The 22,053-nt window shown below is 76.3% G+C and carries 1 protein-coding gene; it reads left to right on the top strand.

The window, feature by feature from the left end; translation table 11 throughout:
• Positions 1-45 precede the first annotated feature (45 nt).
• Positions 46-22,053 carry a non-ribosomal peptide synthase/polyketide synthase gene (locus STTU_RS06320; protein ID WP_007820929.1) on the top strand — a complete coding sequence of 7,336 codons (22,008 nt, stop codon included), beginning with the start codon at positions 46-48 and terminating at the stop codon, positions 22,051-22,053.

Raw genomic sequence — 22,053 nt, 5'->3', positions numbered from 1 at the left:
GTCCCACGGGGACCGCTCCGTACCGATCGGGAGGCGGGCACAGCTGTGTCGGGCACCACGCGTCACACCGCGCACACCACGGCTTCGGCTCACTGGACGACGGCTTTCGCCGACGAGGTCCCCGGCACCGCGCTGCCCCAGGACTTCCCGCACCCGCGCGAGAGCGGACCACTGGCGACCGGCACCCGGGCCCTGGAGGCCGGTGGAACCGACGAGTTGACCCGGCTCGCCGCCTTCGTCGCCCTGCTCCACCGCTACGGCGGCGGCGCGCGGGACCTGACGGTCGCGTACGAGGGGCTGCCCCTGCGCCTCACCCCGCACGAGGCCATGAGCTTCGCCGAGTTGCGCACCCACGTCGCCGAGGTGCGCGAGCGGGCCGAGGCCCACCGGCTGCCCAGTGCCGCACTCCTCGCCCTGCTCGCCCCGCCGCGGGGCCGGGGCGGCACCGTGCTGTGCGCCACCGGCTTCGGCCCCGCCGCGTGGGACGAGGGCGGCCCGCTCGACCTCGCCCTCACCGTGACGGACGAGGAGGTCCGCGCCGAGTACGCCGCCGCGCTCTTCACGCCCGCCACCGCCGCCCGCGTCCTCGGCCACTACGCGACCCTCCTCGCGGACGCCAGCGCCCGGCCCGGCACCCCGCTCGCCGCGCTCGCGCTCCTCGACGAGGCCGAGCGCCACCGCGTCCTCGTCGAGTGGAACGACACGGACCACGACGTGCCCGCGCACACCTGGCCGCGCATGTTCGCCGGACAAGTCGCCGCGCGCCCGGGGGAGATCGCCCTCGTCCACGAGGACGAACAGCTCACCTACGCGGAACTCGACGCCCGCGCGGCACGCCTCGCCCACGCCCTCGTCGCCCGGGGCGCCGGGCCCGAGCGGGTCGTCGCCCTCGCCGTACCGCGCTCGGCGGACATGATCGTCGCCGAGGTCGCCGTGCTGAAGGCGGGTGCCGCGTACCTCCCCGTCGACACCGACTACCCGGCGGACCGCGTCGCGTACATGCTCGACGACGCCCGCCCCGTGTGCCTCGTCACCACCGCCGACACGCTCCCCGACCTGCCCGCGCTCCCCTCCGGCACCGAGGCCCTGGTGCTCGACGCCCCGGAGACCGTCGCCGAACTCGCTGCCCACCCCGCGCACGACCCCGCCGCCGCCGACCGGCTCACCGTCGCGCACGCCGCCTACGTCATCTACACCTCGGGCTCGACCGGGCGCCCCAAGGGCGTCGTCCTCTCGCACGGCGGCGTCGCGAAGCTCGTCGCGACGCAGCGCGAACGCTTCGGGATCGGTCCGCACAGCCGCGTCCTCCAGTTCGCCTCGCCCAGCTTCGACGTGGCCTTCTGGGACCTGTGCCTCGGCCTGCTCTCCGGCGGCCGGCTCGTCGTCGTCCCCGCGGACCGCCGCGTCCCCGGCGCCCCGCTCGCCGACTACGCGCACGCGCACGGCGTCACCTTCATGATCCTGCCGCCCGCGCTCCTCGCCGCGCTCCCCGAGGACGTCGAACTCCCGGCCTCCGCCACGCTCTTGGCGGGGACCGAACGCGTCTCGCCCGAACTCGTGGGCCGTTACGCGCGCGGCCGGATGATGTTCAACGCGTACGGGCCCACCGAGGCGACGACCAACTCGACGCTCGGCCTGTGCGACCCGGACACGCCCGCGGGCCACATCGTGCCCATCGGCGTCCCCGACCCCGGCACCCGCGCCTACGTCCTCGACGCCGCCCTGCGGCCCGTACCGGCCGGTGTCGTGGGCGAGTTGTACCTCGGCGGCGCCGGGCTCGCGCGCGGCTACCTCGGCCGCCCCGCGCTCACCGCCGAACGCTTCGTCGCCGACCCCTACGGCGCCCCCGGCACGCGTCTGTACCGCACCGGGGACCTCGTGCGCTGGAAGGCGGACGGGCGCCTGGAGTTCCACGGCCGCGCCGACAGCCAGACGAAGATCCGGGGCTTCCGCATCGAGCCCAGCGAGATCGAGTCGGTGCTCCGCGCCCACCCCGCCGTCGGCCAGGCCGCCGTCGTCGTCCGCGAGGACCGTCCCGGCGACCGCCGACTCGCCGCCTACGTCGTCCCCTCGCTCGCGTCCGGGGCGACCGAGGCCGTCGCCGAGTGGAAGGACGTGCACGAACTCCTCTACGCGGCCGCCGGATCGGACGGCTTCGAGGAGAACTTCGCGGGCTGGAACAGCATGTACGACGGCAGGCCGCTGCCGCTCGCCGACCTGCGCGAGTGGCGCGAGGCGACCGTCGCCCGCATCCAGGAGCTGCGCCCCCGGCGGGTGCTGGAGATCGGCGTCGGCAGCGGGCTGCTCCTGTCCCGCATCGCCCCCGAGTGCGCCGAGTACTGGGGCACGGACCTCTCCGAGGAGGCCGTACGCGCCCTGCGCGCCCAGGTGGACGCCGTGCCCGGCCTCGCGGACCGGGTCACGCTGAGCGCCCGCCCCGCGCACGAACTGTCCGGGCTGCCCGAGGGGCACTTCGACACGATCGTCGTCAACTCCGTCGTCCAGTACTTCCCCGACGCCGACTACCTGACAGGCGTGCTCCGTTCGGCCGCCGCGCTCCTCGCCCCCGGCGGCGCGCTCTTCGTCGGCGACGTCCGCAACCTGCGCCTGCACCGCACCCTCGCCGCCGCCATCGAGGCCGGGCGCACCCCCGCCGACGACAAGGAGGCGCTGCGCGCCGCCGTCGACCGCGCCCTCGCCTGGGAGGGCGAACTCCTCCTCGACCCGGACTACTTCGCGGCGCTCGACGGCTTCACCGCCGACATACGCGTCAAGCGCGGCACCCACCACAACGAGCTGACGCGCTACCGCTACGACGTCGTGCTCAGGCCGGGGACCGCTCCGGCCGCCGACGCCCCCGAGACGCTGCCCTGGTCCGCGCTCGGCACGCCCGAGGCGCTCGGCGCCGCGCTCGCCGCCCGTACCGCGCCCCTGCGCGTCACCGGCATCCCCAACGCGCGCCTCGCCCCCGACCTCGCCGCGCTCGGCAGGCTCGACGACAGCAGCCGCACGGGCGGCCCCGGCATCGACCCCGAGACCCTCCACGAGACCGCGGCACGCCATGGTCGCCGCGCCGCCCTCACCTGGGCGGCGGACGCGGAGGACGGCAGCGTCGACGCGCTGTTCGCGCCCGGAACGGAGGACGCCGCGCCCGCGGGGGAGCCCCCGGCCGGTCCGCTCTACCTCCCCGGCCGCCCGCACCCGCACGCCAACCGCCCCGCACCCTTCCGCAACGTCACCGCGCTCATGACCGCGCTGCGCGCGCACGCCGCCGAGGCCCTGCCCGACTACATGGTGCCCGCCGCCTTCGTCCCCCTCGACCGCCTCCCCGTCACCCCGAGCGGCAAGCTCGACGCCGCCGCCCTCCCCGTCCCCGACTACGGGCTCCTCAGCACGGGCCGCGCCCCGCGCACCGCCCGCGAACGCCTCCTGTGCCGCCTGTACGCGGAGACGCTCGGCCTTGCCTCGGTCACCGCCGACGACGACTTCTTCGCGCTCGGCGGGGACAGCATCGTCGCCATCCAGCTCCTCGTCCGGGCCCGCCGCGCCGGGCTCGAACTGACCCCGCGCGACGTCTTCCGGCACCGCACGGCCGCCCAGCTCGCCACCGCCGCGCGCACCGCCCCGGGCACCCCGCGAACCCCCGATGACCTGCCCTGGGAGCCGCCGACCGCCGACGAACTCGCCGCGCTCCAGGCCCCCGGGGCGCTGGACGTCGCCGAGGTCCTGCCCCTCGGACCGCTCCAGGAGGGCTTCTACTTCCACGCCCTGCTCGACGGCGCCGAGCACGACGCCTACGTCGTCCAGCAGGTCATCGACCTCGCCGGGCCCGTCGACGCGCGCCTCCTGCGCCGCGCGGCACAGCGCCTCGTCGACCGCCACGCGCCGCTGCGCGCCTGCTTCCGCCCGCTCCCGGACGGCCGCCCCGCGCAGGTCGTCGCGACCGGTCTCGACCTCCCCTGGAGCGAGACCGACCTCACCGGGCAGGACCCCGCCCTCGCCGAGAGCGTCGCCGCCGCCGAACGCGCCCAGCGCTTCGACCTCGCGCACCCGCCGCTCCTGCGCTGCGCCCTGATCCGTCTCGACGAGGCGCACAGCCGGCTCGTGCTCACCTTCCACCACATCGTCGCCGACGGCTGGTCGCTGCCCGTCCTGCACCGCGAACTCCTCGCGCTGTACGGGGACGAGCCCGCGCCGCTGCCCGACGTCGCCCCGTACCGCGCCCACCTGGCCCACCTCGCCCGCGCCGACCGCGAGGCGGCGCGCGCGGCGTGGCGCACCGCGCTCGCCGGGGTCGAGGAGGCCACCCGCCTCGTCACCGCCCCGCCCGCGGGACCGATCGAGCCCGCCCAGGTCCGGATCGAACTGCCCGAGGCCACCACCGCCCGCCTCACCGCCCGCGCCCGCGCGCACGGCGTCACGCTCGGCACCGTCGTACAGGCCGCGTGGGGCCTGCTCCTGTCCGGGCTCACCGGGCGGCAGGACGTCGTCTTCGGCACCACGGTGTCGGGGCGCGACGCGGCCGTGGACGGCATCGAGTCGATGGCGGGCCTCTTCATCAACACCCTGCCCACCCGCCTCGCCTGGGCCCCCGGAGACCCGCTCGGCACCGTCCTGGAACGCCTCCAGCGCGAGCAGGGCGCGCTCCTCGACCACCAGCACCTCGGGCTCGCCGAGATCCAGCGCCTCGCCGGGCACGCGGGCGAGGGCGAACTCTTCGACACCCTCGTGGTGTTCGAGAACTACCCGGCCGACGCGGACCTGAGCGACCCCACCGGAACGGTCCGCCTCACCGGGCACACCTTCCACGACGCCGTGCACTACCCGCTCGCGCTCATCGTGAAGCCGGGCCGCCGCCTCGACCTGCGTCTCAAGCACCACGCCGAGCGCCTCGACGGGGCGGCGGTGCGCTTGCTCGCCGAACGCCTCACCCGCGTACTCGACGCGCTCGCCGAGGACACCGCGCGCCCCGCCGCCTCGCTCGACCTCCTCGGCGCCGAGGAGCACGCGCGCGCAGTCGCGCACGGCACGGGCGAACACCGCGACGTCGCCCCCCTCACCCTTCCCGCCGCGATCGCCGCGCAGACCGCCCGCACCCCGGACGCGATTGCCGTCGTGCACGAGGGGACACGTCTCACCTACGCCGCACTCGACGCCCGCGCGGCGACGCTGGCCCGCACGCTGCGCGCCCGGGGCGCCCGGCCCGAGGAGTTCGTCGCCGTCGCGGTGCCGCGCTCCGCCGGGCTCGTGGTCGCGCTGCTCGGCGTCCTCAAGTCCGGTGCCGCGTACGTGCCGATCGACCTCGACCACCCCGCCGAGCGCATCGCGCACGTCCTGGCCGACTCGGGCGCCCGCACCGTCGTCACGACCGGGGACGGCGCCGGACGCCTGCCCGCGCACCACGGCCTCGACACGGTCCTCGTGGACGGCGAAGGGCACACGGCCGACCCCTCGCGGGACACCGGGAACACGCGGAACGCGGAGACCGCCCCGGACACGGAGGCCGACTCGCAGGCGGAGACCGCCCCGTACGCGGAGGCCGCCCCCGACCACCCCGCCTACCTCATCCACACCTCGGGTTCCACGGGCCGTCCCAAGGGCGTCGTCGTCACCCACCGCGCCATCACCAACCGCCTCGCGTGGATGCAGGGCGCGTACGGCCTCACCGCCGCCGACCGCGTGCTCCAGAAGACCCCCGCGAGCTTCGACGTCAGCGTGTGGGAGTTCTTCTGGGCGCTGCGCGAGGGCGCCGCCGTCGTCCTCGCCGCACCCGAGGGCCACCGCGACCCGGCCTACCTCGCCCGCACCGTGCGTGCCGAGGGCATCACCGCGACGCACTTCGTCCCCTCGATGCTGGACGCCTTCCTCGCCTCCGAGGAGGTGACGGCCGACCCGTCCTGGGCGGCCTCGCTCCGGCTCGTGTTCAGCAGCGGCGAGGCCCTCTCCGGCCGGGCCGCCGCACACTGGACCGCGCTCACCGGGGTGCGCCCGCACAACCTGTACGGGCCCACGGAGGCCGCCGTCGACGTCACGCACCACGCCTTCGACGGCGCGCCCGACACGACCGTGCCCCTCGGCCGCCCCGTGTGGAACACCGGCCTCCGCGTCCTCGACCCCTGCCTGCGCCCCGTCCCCGACGGCGTCCCCGGCGAGCTGTACCTCACCGGGGTCCAGCTCGCGCGCGGCTACCACCGCCGCCCCGCGCTCACCGCCGAACGTTTCGTCGCCGACCCGTACGCCACCGAGCCGGGCGCCCGCATGTACCGCACGGGCGACCTCGTGCGCCGCCGCCCCGACGGCACGCTCGACTACCTCGGCCGCACCGACCGGCAGGTCAAGCTGCGCGGCAACCGCATCGAGCCCGGCGAGATCGAAGCCGCCCTCACGCGGCTCCCCTCCGTCGCGCGCGGCGCCGTACTCGTCCGCGCCCAGCGCCTCGTCGCCTACGCGGTCCCCGCCACGGGCACCGCGGAACTGGAGCCCGCCGCGCTGCGCGCCGCACTCGCCCGCGCCCTGCCCGCCGCCCTCGTGCCCGAGGACTACGTCGTCCTCGCCGACCTGCCCCTCACCCCGAGCGGCAAGCTCGACCAGGCCGCGCTGCCCGCGCCCGAGGCCGCGCGCGCCGCGCGCCGCGCCCCCGCGAACGCGCGGGAGGAAACGCTCGTCGCCGTCTTCGCCGCCGTACTCGGCCTCGACGACCTCGGTCCCGACGACGACTTCTTCCGGCTCGGCGGCGACAGCATCAGCTCCATCGGCGTCGCGAGCCGCGCCCGCGCCGCCGGTCTCGACGTGAGCCCGCGCGACATCTTCACCCACCGCACCCCCGCCGCCGTCGCCGCCCACTGCGCCTCCGCGCGCACCGCCCCGGAGGCCGCCGGGCCCCCGGCCGCGCTCTCCCTCCCCGAGGCCGCGCTCGACCGCGTCCGCGCGCTCGCCGCGCCCGCCGCCGTCACCGACGTGTGGCCGCTCGCCCCCCTCCAGGAGGGCCTGTTCTTCCACTCCGCGTACGACGAGGGCGCCCTCGACGTCTACACCGTCCACGAGACCTTCGACTTCGCCACCCGTCTCGACGCCGACCGCCTCCGCGCCGCCGCGCGCGCCCTCCTGGACCGCAACCCCGGCCTGCGCGCCGGCTTCACGAGCGAAGGACTCGACGCGCCCGCGCAGTTCATCGTGGACGCCCCGCCCGTCCCGCTCGAAGAGGTGGACCTCTCCGGCCTCCCCGCGGACCGGCAGGACGCCCGGGTACGGGAGCTGACCGACGCCGAGCGCGCGCGCCGCTTCGACCTCTCCGCGCCCCCGCTCTTCCGGCTGCTCCTGCTGCGCCTCGGCGAGGGACGCGGCGACCGGCTCGTCATCGGCCGCCACCTCATCCTGTGGGACGGCTGGTCCGCCTGGCTCTTCCTCGACGAGCTGTTCGCGCTCTACGAGAACGGGGGCGACGCCACCGCGCTCCCCGCGCCCGGCAGCTACCAGGACTACCTGACGTGGCTCGCCCGCCAGGACGACACCGCGGCGACCGCCGCCTGGCGCACCGCGCTCGCCGGGCTCGACGAGCCGACGCTGCTCGCCCCCGGAGCCGCGGACGGCCTCGAACCCGTCATCCCGGAACAGCTCGACGTGCGACTGCCCGCCGCGCTGGGAGACCGCCTGCGCGAGGCCGGACGCGTGCACGGACTGACGCTCAACACCTTCCTCAACGCCGCCTGGGGACTGACCCTCGCCACCGCCACCGGCCGCACCGACGTCGTCTTCGGCACGACCGTCGCGGGCCGCCCCAGCGAGGTCCCCGACGTCGGCGACATCATCGGGCTCTTCCTCAACACCGTCCCCACGCGTGTCGCGCTCGACCCCGCCGAGCCCGTCCTCGGCCTGCTGCGCCGCATCCAGGACGAACGCCTCGGCCTGATGCCGTACGAACACCTCAGCCTCGGCGTGCTCCAGGCCGAGACCGGGCACCGCAAGCTCTTCGACACCCTCTTCGTCCTGCGCGACAACGACACCGAGGACCGCCTCGAAGCCCTGCGCACCCGCCACGGCGCGACCGCCGTCGCCAACGTCGACGCGACGCACTACCCGGCCAACCTCGTCGTCACCCCGGGCGAGCGCGTCACCGTCTCGCTGAGCCACCGCCCCGACCTGATCCCCGCCGAGCGGGCCCGCGCCCTCCTCGACCGCTTCACGCTCCTCGTGGACCGCCTGAGCGAGGACCTCGCGGCCCCCGTCGGCTCCCTCGACGCGCTGCTGCCCGCCGAGCACGCCGCGCTGCGCGCCGAGCGGGCCGCGAGCGAGGCCGAGGTGCCCGCGAAGACCGTCGCCGGCCTCCTCGCCGAACAGGCCGCGCGCACCCCTGACGCCACGGCCCTCGTCTTCGGCGCGCGCACGCTCACGTACGCCGCGCTCGACGCCGCCGTCAACCGCGTCGCGCGCCTGCTCCTCGCGCGCGGCGCGGGTCCCGAGCGCGTCGTCGCGCTCGCGCTGCCCCGCTCGCTCGACATGGTCGTGGCGCTCTTCGCCGTCCTGCGCACCGGCGCCGCGTACCTGCCCCTGGAGCTGGACCACCCCGCCGACCGGCTCGCGGACATGCTCGCCGACGCCCGCCCGCTGCTCCTGCTCAGCCGTACGGAGGTCTCCGCGACCCTCGCCGGGGACACCCCGCGCCTCCTGCTCGACGACCCCGCCGTGGTGGCCGAACTCGCCGCGCTGCCCGACACCCCCGTACGCCTCCGCTTCAGCCTCGAACACCCCGCGTACGTCATCTACACCTCCGGCTCGACCGGGCGTCCCAAGGGCGTCGTCACCCCGTACCGGGGACTGACGAACATGCAGATCAACCACCAGAAGGAGGTCTTCGCCCCGGCCGTCGCCGCCGCCGGGGGCCGGCGCCTGCGCATCGCGCACACCGTCTCCTTCGCCTTCGACATGTCGTGGGAGGAACTGCTCTGGCTCGTCGAGGGCCACGAGGTCCACGTGTGCGACGAGGACCTGCGCCGCGACGCCGAGGCCCTCGTCGCCTACTGCGCGGAACACCGCGTGGACGTCGTCAACGTGACCCCCACCTACGCGCGCCTCCTCATCGAGCAGGGCCTGCTCGAAGGACACGTGCCACCGCTCGTCCTGCTCGGCGGCGAGGCCGTCCCCGAGACCGTGTGGACGGCGCTGCGCGACACCGAAGGCACCTACGGCTACAACCTGTACGGGCCCACCGAGTACACGATCAACACCCTCGGCGGCGGCACCCCCGACAGCGCGACCCCCACCGTGGGCCGCCCCATCCGGGGCACCCGCGCCCACCTCCTGGACGCCTGGCTGCGCCCCGTGCCGGACGGCGTGCCCGGCGAGCTGTACATCGCGGGTGTCGGTCTCGCGCGCGGCTACCTCGACCGCCCGGCGCTGACCGCCGAACGCTTCGTCGCCGACCCCTTCGGCGCGCCCGGCTCCCGCATGTACCGCACCGGGGACCTCCTGCGCCGTCGCCCGGACGGCAACCTCGACTACCTGGGCCGCACCGACGACCAGGTCAAGATCCGCGGCTACCGCGTCGAGCCCGGCGAGATCGAGACGGCGCTCAGCCGCCACCCGCTCGTCGCCCAGGCCGCCGTCGTCGTCCGCGAGGACCGCCTCGTCGGCTACGTCGTCCCCTCGGGCGCCGACGCCCGCACCGCCGCCGAGGAGGCGCAGGTCGGCGAGTGGCGCGAGATCTACACCGACGAGTACGAGAAGATCGGCACCGCCGTCTCCACCGAGCGCTACGACGGCTGGGACAGCTCCTACGACGGCGAGCCCATCCCCTTCGCGGAGATGAGCGAGTGGCGCGCGGCCACACTCGACCGCGTCCGCGCGCTCAGGCCGCGCCGCGTCCTGGAGATCGGCGTGGGCTCCGGGCTCCTCCTCTCCGGGCTCGCCAAGGACGCGGAGGCGTACTGGGCGACCGACATCGCCGCACCCGTGATCCGCAAGATCGAGGCCGAACTGCGGTCCACCGACCCGGAGCTGGCCGCGCGCGTGGAGCTGCGCTGCCGCCCCGCCGACGACCTGAGCGGCCTGCCCACCGGCTTCTTCGACACGATCGTCATCAACTCCGTCATCCAGTACTTCCCCGGCGTCGCGTACCTGACCGGCGTCATCGAGGGCGCGATGGGCCTCCTCGCCCCCGGCGGCGCCCTCTTCGTCGGCGACGTGCGCAACCTGCGCCTCGCCCGCACCTTCCACACCGAGATCCAGCGGGCGCGCGGCACCGCCCCCGAGGACCTGGAGCGCGCGGTGGCGCGCGGGCTGCGCCTGGAGAAGGAACTCCTCGTCGATCCCGACTACTTCACGAGCCTCGGGTACGGGGCCGATCTGCGCACCAAGCGCGGCCACCACGACAACGAGCTGACCCGGCACCGCTACGACGTCGTCCTCCACGCGGGCCCGGCGGACACGGACCTGCGCGCGGTGCGGGAGACCGCCTGGACGACGGAGGAGGACGCGGCCCAGCTCCTCGCCGGGACCGGGGAGGCCCTGCGCCTCACCGGCATCCCGGACGGCCGCACCCGCGCGGACGGGGTCGCGCCCGAGGCCGTGCACCGCATGGGAGAGGCCGCGGGCCGCCGCGTCCTGACCACGTGGTCCGCGCGGGACGGCGCGTACGAGGCCGTGTTCCTCGCGCCGGGGAGCGGTGAACCCCGGCTCGCCGGGGGCCTGTTCCGTCCGCGCGGCTCCGGCGCCCCGTACACCAACGACCCGACCGCCGCGCGCGGGACCGCCGCACTCGTCCGCACCCTGCGCGAGGACCTGGGCCGCACCCTGCCCGCCTACATGGTCCCCGCCGCCTTCGTGACCGTCGACGCGCTGCCCATGAACGCCAACGGCAAGCTCGACGTCCGCGCGCTGCCCGAGGCCGAGCCGGCCGTCGCGCTCGGCGGCGGGCGCGGGCCCCGCACCCCGCGCGAGGAGGTGCTGTGCCGCCTCTTCGCCGACGTGCTCGGGCTCGCGGAGGCCGGGGCCGAGGACAACTTCTTCGATCTCGGCGGCCACTCCCTGCTCGCCACCCGCCTCATCAGCCGCGCCCGCGCCGAACTCGGCGCCGAACTCGCCATCCGCGACCTCTTCGAGGCCCCCACCCCCGCGCTCCTCGCCGCCCGCGCGCACACCGGGAAGCCCGCCCGCCCCGCCCTCACCGCCCGCGCGGAGCGCCCCGACCGCGTCCCCCTCTCGGCGGCGCAGCGCCGCCTGTGGCTCGTCCAGGAGCTCGAAGGCGCGAGCCCCGCCTACAACTTCCCGCTCGTCGTACGGCTGCGCGGCGCCCTCGACACCGAGGCCCTGCGCCGGGCTCTCCACGACGTCACGGTGCGTCACGAGTCGCTGCGCACCCTCGTCGGCGTGCACGAAGGGGAGCCGTACCAGCTCCTCGTCCCCGCCGACGAGGCCCGGCCGCCGCTCACCGTGAGCGAGCGCTCCGAGGCCGACCTGCCCGCGCTCATCGAGGCCGCGCAGCGCCGCCCCTTCGACCTCACGCGCGAACTACCCGTACGCGCCGAGGTGTTCACCCTCGCGCCCGAGGAACACGTCCTCGCGCTCGTCCTGCACCACATCACGACCGACGAGTGGTCCGACCGGCCCTTCCTCGCCGACCTCGACACCGCCTACGCGGCGCGTGCGCGGGGCACCGCGCCCGAGTGGGCCCCGCTTCCCGTCCAGTACGCCGACTACACGCTGTGGCAGGAACAGCTCCTGGACCAGCTCGGCGCCCGGCAACTCGCCTTCTGGACAGAGGCCCTTGACGGCGCCCCCGAAGAGCTGGCCCTGCCCCTGGACCGGCCGCGCCCCGCCGCGCCCACCGGGCACGGCGCCGTCGTGCGCCGCGAGGTGCCCGCCGCGACCGGGCGCGCCCTGCGCGAGCTGTCCGCCGCGAGCGGCACGAGCATGTTCATGCTCCTCCAGGCCGCGACCGCCGCGCTCCTGCACCGGCTCGGCGCGGGCGAGGACATCCCGCTCGGCGCGCCCATCGCCGGGCGCACCGACGGCGGACTCGACGACCTCGTCGGCTTCTTCGTCAACACCCTCGTCCTGCGCACCGACCTCTCGGGGACCCCCACCTTCACCGAACTCCTCGCCCGGGTACGGGAGTCGTCCCTCGCCGCCTTCGAGCACCAGGACCTCCCCTTCGACCGGCTCGTGGAGGCCGTCAACCCGCCCCGCGTCACCGGGCGCAACCCGCTCTTCCAGGTCATGCTGGGCTACCACCACCGCCCCGAGGGCGACGCGGCCACTCTCCTCGGGCTGCCCGCCGAGTGGTACGACATGGACACGGGCACCGCCAAGTTCGACCTCGACTTCACCTTCGTGGACGCCTCCGACGCGGACGGCGGCATCACGCTGCTCCTGGAGTACGCGACCGACCTCGCCGCACCGGAGACGGCCGCGCTCCTCGCCGAACGCCTCGTCCTCCTCCTGGACCGCGCGGCCCGCACCCCCGGCGTCCCGCTCCGCGACCTGGACATCCTGACGCCCGAGGAGCACGCGAAGGCCACGGGCACGTGGGACGGCACGGGCACCGGGGACGGCACCGGCACGGGCGGCTGGAACGACACCGCCCACCCCGTCGAGACCCGCTCCGTGCCCGAGATCCTCGCCGACACCGCCCGCCGCGCCCCCGCGGCCACCGCCCTCGTCACCGGGCCCGACGCCGCGCCGCGCCGCACCACCTTCGCCGCCCTGCACGCCTCCGTGACCGCGCTCGCCGCCCGCCTGCGCCCGCACGTCACCGCGCCCGGTGCCGTCGTCGCGCTCGCCCTGCCCCGCGAGGAGATGGTCCCCGGGCTCCTCGGCGTCCTCGCCGCCGGGGCCGCGTACCTCCCGCTCGACGTGGCGCACCCGGCCGAGCGCCTGGAGTTCATGCTCGCCGACGCGGCACCCGTGTGCCTCGTGACGACCACGGAGTACGCGGCGGAGCTGCCCGAAGTCCCGGGAGTGCCACGCCTGTTCCTCGACGAGCCCGCGCGCCACGAACCCGGGCCCGCGTCCGCCGCACCCCCCGCGCCCCGCCCCGACCAGGCCGCGTACACCATCTACACCTCCGGATCCACCGGTCGCCCCAAGGGCGTCATCGGCACCCACCGGGGCCTGTCCAACCTCTACGCCGCCCACCTGCGCGACCTCATCACCCCCGCCGTGCGCACGACGGGCCGCGCGACCCTGCGCGCCCTGCACGCCGCCTCGTTCAGCTTCGACGGCTCCTGGGAACCGCTGCTCTGGCTCCTGGCCGGGCACGAACTCCACGTCGTGGACGAGTCGACGATGCGCGATCCGGAGGCGCTGCTCGACCGCGTCACGGACGCGCGCGTCGACTTCGCGGACCTCACGCCGACGTACCTGCGCGAACTCCTCCACCACGGCTTCCTCGCCGAGACCGGCCCCGGCGACCGCGCGCGCCACGTTCCCGCCGTCCTCGCGGTCGGCGGCGAGGCCACGCCGCCCGCCCTGTGGCAGCGCCTCACCGCGCTCCCGCACACCACCGTGCACGACCTGTACGGCCCCACCGAGTGCGCCGTCGACGCCTACGGCTGGCACCACACCCCCGAAGGCGCGTGGGCGGCGCCGCTCGACAACACGCGCGCCCACGTCCTGGACGAAGCCCTGCGCCCGGCCCCGGTCGGCGTCCCCGGCGAGCTGTACCTCGCGGGCGAGGGCCTCGCGCGCGGCTACCTCGGCCGCCCCGCGCTCACCGCCGAGCGCTTCGTCGCCGACCCGTACGCCCCGGTCGCGGGGGCGCGCATGTACCGCACGGGCGACCTCGTGCGCCGCGACGCGGACGGCACCCTCGTCTTCCTCGGGCGCGCCGACGACCAGGTCAAGATCCGCGGCTTCCGCGTCGAACTCGGCGAGATCGAGGCCGTGCTGACACGCCACCCCGCCGTCTCGGCCGCCGCCGTCGTCGTCCGCGAGGACCGCCTCCTCGCCTACGTCGTCGCCGCGCCCGGCACCGCGACCGACCCCGGAGAGCTGCGCGCCCGCACCGCCGCCACCCTCCCGGACCACATGGTCCCCGGCGCCTTCGTCGCCCTGGCCGCCCTGCCCCGTACCGTCAACGGCAAGCTCGACACGGCCGCCCTGCCCGCCCCGCCGTCCCCGGCCGCGAGCGGCGGCCGGCTGCCGCGCACGCCGCGCGAGGAACTGCTGTGCACGCTCTTCGCCGCCGTGCTCGACCAGGAACACGTGGGCCCCGACGACGACTTCTTCGCCCTCGGTGGCCACTCGCTGACCGCGATGCGCCTCGTCGCCCGCCTCCGCTCGGCACTCGGCGCCGACCTCTCGCTGCGCACGGTCTTCGACGCGCCGACCCCCGCGCGCCTCGCCGCCCGCATCGACGCGGCGACGGGCCCCGCACGCCCCGCCCTCGCCACCCCGCGCCCCGTCCCCGCGCGCCTCCCGCTCTCCTCGGCGCAGCAGCGCCTGTGGCTGCTCCAGCAGGTCGAGGAGACCGGCACCGCCTACCACATCCCCACCGCGTGGCGCCTGACCGGCGAGCTGGACCGGGCCGCTCTCGAAGCCGCCCTCCACGACGTCGTGACCCGCCACGCCCCGCTGCGCACGGTCTTCCCGGCCGTCGAAGGCATCCCGTACCAGCGGGTCCTGACACCCGAGGAGGCCGCGGTCCCGCTCACGACCGTGGGGCACGAGGAGCTGTCCGCCGAGGTCGCCCGGCCCTTCGACCTGGCCCGTGACCTCCCGCTGCGCGCCGCGCTCGCGCCCACCGGACCCGGGGAGCACGTCCTCCTCCTCGTCCTCCACCACATCGCGACCGACGAGTGGTCGGACCGCCCCCTGCGCGCCGACCTCGCCACCGCCTACGCCGCGCGCGCCGCGGGCCGCGCCCCCGACTGGTCGCCGCTGCCCGCCCGCTACGCCGACTACACGCTGTGGCAGCGGGACCTCCTCGCCGAGACCGGGCCCGCCCTCCTTGACCACTGGACCCGCGCGCTCGCCGGGCTCCCCGAGGAGCTGAACCTCCCCACCGACAGGCCCCGCCCCGCCGAGTCGAGCGGGCGCGGCGGCACCGTCGGCTTCACCGTCTCCCCGGACCTGGAGCGCGCCCTGCGCGCCCTCGCCCGCACGCACGGCGTCAGCATGTTCATGGTCGCGCAGGCAGCCGTCGCCGGCCTCCTGCACCGGCTCGGCGCGGGCGACGACATCCCGCTCGGCGCGCCCGTCTCGGGCCGCGCGGACGAAGCCCTCGAAGACCTCGTCGGCTTCTTCGTCAACTCCCTCGTGCTGCGCACGGACCTCTCCGGCGAGCCGACCTTCGCCGAACTCCTCGCCCGCGTCCGCGAGACCGACCTCGCCGCCTACGCCCACCAGGAGCTCCCCTTCGAACGCCTCGTGGAGGCCCTGCACCCCGCCCGCTCGCTCGCCCGGCACCCGCTCTTCCAGGTGATGGTCGTGCACCTCGCGGGCGAGGGCGCCGAGGCGCCGCTCCTGCCGGGGCTCGCCTCGCGGCGCGAGAGCGTCGGCCAGGACACCGCGAAGTTCGACCTCAGCTTCGACTTCGTGGAGCAGGGTGAGGGCGGCGGCATCCAGGGCTGGATCGAGTACAGCGCCGACCTCTTCGACGCGCGCACCGCCGCACTCCTCGGCGAGCGCCTCGTCTCGCTCCTGGAGCAGGCGGTCGCCGCGCCGGACGCCCCGCTCGCGACGCTCGACGTCCTGCGCGAGGACGAGCGCTCCCTCGTCCTCACCGCGTGGAACGCCACCGAGGAGGCGGGGCGGGACGTCACGCTCCCCGAGGCGTTCCGGGCCCAGGCGGCCCGCACCCCGGAGGCGACCGCGCTCGTCTTCGAGGGCGCCTCGCTCACGTACGCGGAACTCGACGCGCGCGTGGACGCCCTCGCCCGTACCCTCGCCGCGCACGGCGCGGGCGCCGAGAGCACCGTCGCCGTGGCCCTCCCGCGCTCCGTCGCCCTCGTCGTGACGCTGCTCGCCGTGCACCGCGCGGGCGCCGCCTACCTGCCGCTCGACACCGGCTACCCCCTCGACCGCCTCGCGTACACGCTCGACGACGCCCGCCCGGCGTGCCTCGTCACGACCGGGGGCGTCGCCCTCCCCGACAGCGAGGTCCCGCGCCTCGCCGTCGACCCCGACGGCACCCCCGAGCGCCCCGCCGACGCGCCGCTCCCCGCCGCGCCCGACCCCCGCCACCCCGCCTACGTCCTCTACACCTCGGGCTCCACGGGCCGCCCCAAGGGCGTCACGGTGCCCCACGCGGGCATCGCGAACCGCCTGCGCTGGATGCAGGACCACCACCGGCTCGGCGCCGGGGACCGCGTGCTCCAGAAGACCCCCGCCGGATTCGACGTCTCCGTCTGGGAGTTCTTCTGGCCGCTCGTGACCGGTGCGACGCTCGTCGTCGTCCGCCCCGGCGGCCACCAGGACCCCGCCCACCTCGCGGACCTGATCTGCCGCGAGCGCGTCACGACCGCCCACTTCGTGCCCTCGATGCTCCGCGCCTTCCTCGCCGAGCCGACCGCGCCCGGCTGCGCGTCCCTGCGCCGCGTCGTGTGCAGCGGCGAGGCCCTGCCCGCGCCGCTCGCCGCGCGCTTCCACGAGGTCCTGCCCGGGTGCCGCCTGCACAACCTGTACGGGCCCACCGAGGCGTCCGTCGACGTCACCGCGCACGAGGTGGGCGCCACGCCCGGCGGCACGGTGCCGATCGGCCGCCCGGTGCGCAACACCCGTACGTACGTGCTCGACGCGCGCCTGCGCCCGGTCCCGCCGGGCGTCGCGGGCGAGCTGTACCTCGCGGGCGTCCAGCTCGCGCGCGGCTACCTCGGCCGCGCCGCCCTCACCGCCGAGCGCTTCGTCGCCGACCCGTACGGCCCCGCCGGGGAGCGCATGTACCGCACGGGCGACCTCGCGCGCTGGACCGCCGACGGCGAGCTGGAGTACCTCGGCCGCACCGACGAGCAGGTCAAGCTGCGCGGCTTCCGCGTCGAACCCGGCGAGATCGAGGCCGCCCTGAGCACCCACGAGGACGTCGCGCACGCCACCGTCGTCCTGCGTGAGGACCGCCTCGTCGCGTACGTCGTCCCGGCGCCCGGAGCCGCCGCCGACCCCACGACGCTGCGCGCCCACGCCGCGGCGGCGCTCCCCGAGCACATGGTGCCCGCCGCCGTGCTCCTCCTGGACGCGCTCCCGCTCACCCCGAACGGCAAGCTCGACCGCCGGGCCCTGCCCGCACCGGACTTCGCCGCGGAAACCGGCGACGCGGCCCCGCGCACCCCGCGCGAGGAAACCCTCGCCGCGCTCTACGCGGACGTCCTCGGCCTGCCGCGCGTCGGCGTCGACGACGACTTCTTCGCCCTCGGCGGGGACAGCATCGTCGCGATGCGGCTCGTCGCCCGCGCCCGCGCCGCCGGACTCGCCCTCAGCCCCCGCGACGTCTTCCGCCACAAGTCCGTCGCCGGACTCGCCGCCGTCGCCACGACAGCGGACCCCGCGGCGGACGCGGACGCGGACACGGACCTGCTCGCCCTCACCGACGCCGAGCGCGCCGAACTCGCGGGCCTCCCGGCCGGGACCCGGCTGCTGCCCCTCTCCCCGCTCCAGGCCGGACTCCTCTTCCACGCCGCGCTCGACTCCGGCGACGAGGGCCCCGACGTCTACACCGTGCAGGTCTCCTACGACCTCGAAGGCCCCCTCGACGCCGCGCGCCTGCGCGCCAGCGCCCAGGACCTCCTGGACGCCCACGACAACCTCCGCAGCGGCTTCCGGCACCTCTCCACGGGCCGCCCCGTCGCCGTCGTCCCGCGCACGGCGGCACTGCCGTGGCGCACGGTGGACCTGACGGGCCCCGCCGCGAACGCCGAAGCCGACTGGACCCGCCTCCTCGCCGAGGAGCGCCGCCGCTTCGACCCCGTACGCCCCCCGCTCCTGCGCCTCCTCCTCGCCCGCACAGGACCCGGCCGCCACCGCCTCGTCCTCTCCCACCAGCACCTCCTGCTCGACGGCTGGTCCCTGCCCCTGCTCACCGCCGAACTGTGGGCCCGCTACGAGGGCCGCACCCCGCCCCCGCCCGCCCCCTACCGCGCCCACCTGCGCCACCTCGCCGCGCAGGACCGCGAAGCGGCGGCGACCGCGTGGGCCGAGGCCCTTTCCGGACTCACCGAACCGACACGCCTCGCCCCCGCCGACCCCGACCGGGCCGCCGCCGTCCCGCACACCCACACCCTGGAGCTGGACCGGGCCCGTACCGCCGCGCTGGAGGCGTTCGCCCGCTCCCGGGGCGTCACCCTCAACACCCTCGTGCAAGCCGCCTGGGGTGTCCTCCTCGGCCGGATCACCGGGCGCACCGACGTCGTCTTCGGCGCCACCGTCGCGGGCCGCTCGCCCGAACTCCCGGGCGCCGAATCGATGATCGGGCTCTTCATCAACACCGTCCCCGTGCGCGTCCGCCTGCGCCAGGACGAGAGCGCGGCGGCCCTCCTCGCGCGGCTCCAGGACGAGCAGTCCCGGCTTCTGGCACACCAGCACCTCGGCCTCGCCGACATCCAGCGCGCCGCCGGACTCGGCGAACTCTTCGACACCCTCGTGGTGTTCGAGTCGTACCCCGTCGCCGAGGACCCCGCGCGCGGCGAGGCCCCGCGCGCCACCGTGCGCGACCACGAGGACTCCACGCACTACCCCTTCGCGTGGGCCGTCGAGCCGGGCGCACACCTGCGCCTGACCGCCGAGTTCCGCCCCGACCTCATCGACGCGGCGACGGCGCGGCGCCTCGCGGACGCCCTCGCGGGGCTCCTGACGGGCATGGCGGAGGACCCCGAGCTGCCCGTGGGGCGGCTCGACCTCCTCGAGCCCGCCGAGCGCCACCGGGTCCTCACCACCTGGAACGACACCGCGCTCCCGGAACCCGCGCACCCGCACACGATCCCCGAGCTCCTCGCCGCGCAGGTCGCGGAGAGCCCCGACGCCGTGGCCGTCACGGACGGCCGCACGAGCCTCACCTTCGCGGAACTCGACCGGCGCACCGAGGAACTGGCCCGCGTCCTCGCCGCGCACGGCGCCGCGCCCGAGCGCACCGTCGCCCTCGCCCTGCCCCGCACCACCGCGCACCTGGTCGCGATCCTCGCCGTCATGCGCGCGGGCGCCGCCTACCTGCCCCTCGACACCGAACTCCCCGAGTCCAGGCTCACCGCCCAGCTCACCGACGCCCGCCCCGTCCTCGTCCTCACCACGGCGGGCACGACGCTCCCGGAGACCGGGACGCCCGTCCTCCGCATCGACACCCCGCTCGCGGCTCTGCCCCAGACCGAGCCCACCCCGCCGGAGCCCGACCACCCCGCCTACGTCATCTTCACCTCCGGCTCCACCGGGCGCCCCAAGGGCGTCGTCATCACGCAGCGGAACATCACGAGCCTCTTCCACAGCCACCGCCACGACCTCCACGAGACGGCACGCCGCCGCACGGGCCGCCGCCACCTGCGCGTCGCGCACGCCTGGTCGTTCGCCTTCGACGCCTCCTGGCAACCGCAGTTGTGGCTCCTGGACGGCCACGCCGTGCACATCGCCGACGAGGAGACGCGCCGCGACCCCGAACTCCTCGCCGCCTTCGTCCGCACCCACGCGATCGACTTCATCGAGGTCACCCCGTCCCTCCTCGCCCGCATGGCGGACAGCGGACTCGTCGGCCCGGAGGGCGACTGCCCCCTCGCGCTCGTCGGCTTCGGCGGCGAGGCCGTGCCGCCCGCGCTGTGGAGCAGGCTCGCGGCCCTCCCGCACACCGAGGCGGTCAACCTCTACGGGCCCACCGAGTCCACCGTCGACGCGCTCGTGGGCCGCGTCGCGGACAGCCCCGGGGAGCCCGTCGTGGGCCGCCCCGTGCACGGTTCGCGCGCCTACGTGCTCGACACCGCGCTGCGCCCCGTGCCGCCGGGCGTCACGGGCGAGCTGTACCTCGCGGGCCCCGGCCTCGCGCGCGGCTACCTCGACCGGCCCGCGCTCACCGCGGAACGCTTCCTCGCCGACCCGTACGGCCCCGCCGGGGAGCGCATGTACCGCACGGGCGACCTCGCCCGCTGGACCGAGGAAGGACTCCTGCGCTTCGCGGGACGCGCCGACGACCAGGTCAAGATCCGCGGCTACCGCGTCGAACTCGCCGAGATCGAGAAGGCGATCGACAGCCACCCCGCCGTCGCCCGCACCGTCGTCGTCACCCGCGAGCCCCGCCCCGGCGTCCACCAGCTCCTCGCCTACGCCGCCCCGCACGGCCCCGCGCCCGAGCCCGCCGAGCTGCGCGCCCACGCCGCCGCGACGCTCCCCGAGTACATGGTCCCGGCCGCCGTCGTCGTCCTCGACCGCCTCCCGCTGCTCCCCAACGGCAAGCTCGACCGCGCCGCGCTGCCCGCCCCCGACTTCACCGCGGCGGGCGGCGGCCGGGCCCCGGAGAACGCCACCGAGCGCACCCTGCGCGCTCTCTTCGCCGAAGCGCTCGGCCTGCCCGCCGACGCCGTCGGCACCGACGACGACTTCTTCTCCTTCGGCGGGGACAGCATCATCGCGATGCAGGTCGTCGCCCGCGCCCGCGCGGCCGGACTGCGCCTGACCCCGCGCCAGTTGCTCCAGCACCGCACCGTCGTCGCGCTCGCCCCGCTCGCCAGCCCGCTCGCCCCCGCCGAGCGCGGCACCACGCACGACGACGGCACGGGCACGGTCCCGCTCACCCCGATCATGCGCTCCCTCGTGGAGCGCGGCGGCCCCCTCGCCGCCTACCACCAGGCCGCCCTGGTCCGTACCCCCGCCGACCTCACCGAGGACGGCTTCCTCACCGTGCTCGGCGCCCTCGCCGCCCGCCACGACATGCTCCGCGCCCGCCTCGTGAGCGCGCCCGAGCCCGCGCTCACGGTCCCGGCGGCGGGGGAGTGCGACGTACGCGACTGGCTGCGGCGCGCGGACGTACGGGCCGAGGCGGACGACCCGGAGGCGCTGCGCGCCGCCGTCGCCGCGCACGCCGAGGAGGCGCGGGCCGGCCTCGACCCCGAGGCGGGGGCGATGGTCCGCGCGGTCTGGTACGACGCCGGTCCCGGGCGGGCGGGGCGGCTGCTCCTGCTCGTCCACCACCTCGCCGTCGACGGCGTGTCCTGGCGCGCGCTCCTCCCTGACCTGGCCGCCGCGTGGGACGCGGTGCGGGAGGGGCGGGCCCCCGCGCTCGCCCCGGTCGAGATGTCCTTCGCCCGCTGGTCGCGCCTGCTCGGCGCGCGGGCGGCGGAGCCCGCGACGGCCGACGAACTGCCGTGGTGGACCGACGTGCTCGCCGAGGGCGCCGGGCTCCCGCTGCCCCGCCCGCTCGACACGGCGCGCGACACGGTCGCGACGACGGGGTACGTCTCGCTGACCCTGCCCCCGCACCTCACCGGGCCCCTGCTCGGCGCCGTGCCCGCCGCGTTCGGCGCGAGCGTCAACGACGTGCTGCTCACGGCCTTCGCCCAGGCGGTGTCCGACTGGCGCGCCCGCGTGCTCGGCGGCACCGGCGGCCCCGTCCTGGTGGACCTGGAGGGCCACGGCAGGGACGAGGACATCGCGGGCGACGCGGACCTCTCCCGCACCGTCGGCTGGTTCACCACGGTCGTCCCCGTACGCCTCGACCCCGGCCCCTCCGGCGCGGATGACCCCGAGGCCGCCGTGGCCCGCGTCCGCGCCCACCTCACCGGCCTCCCCGGTGCCGGTACGGGGCACGGGCTGCTGCGCCACCTGAACCCGGAGACCGCGCCCGCGCTCGCCCGACTCGCGGAACCGCAGATCGAGTTCAACTACATGGGCCGCTTCGGGCACGCGGAGGACGCCGACTGGTCCTACGCCCCCGAGGAGGACGCCGCCGACCTCGACGCCGACCCGGACATGCCCATGTCGCACGCCCTCACCCTCAACGCCCTCACCGAGGACCGCCCGGAGGGACCGCGCCTCGCGGCGCACTGGTCCTTCGCCGCGGACCTCCTCACCGAGGACGCCGTGCGGGACCTCGGCGAGGCGTGGTTCCGCGCCCTGGAAGCCCTCGTGCGGCACGCGGAGCCCCGCGACTGA

It is taken from the genome of Streptomyces sp. Tu6071, assembly GCF_000213055.1.
GTDB lineage: Bacteria > Actinomycetota > Actinomycetes > Streptomycetales > Streptomycetaceae > Streptomyces > Streptomyces evansiae.
Note: the sequence above shows the minus strand (reverse complement) of the source record. Positions and strands in the feature narration are given on the sequence as shown.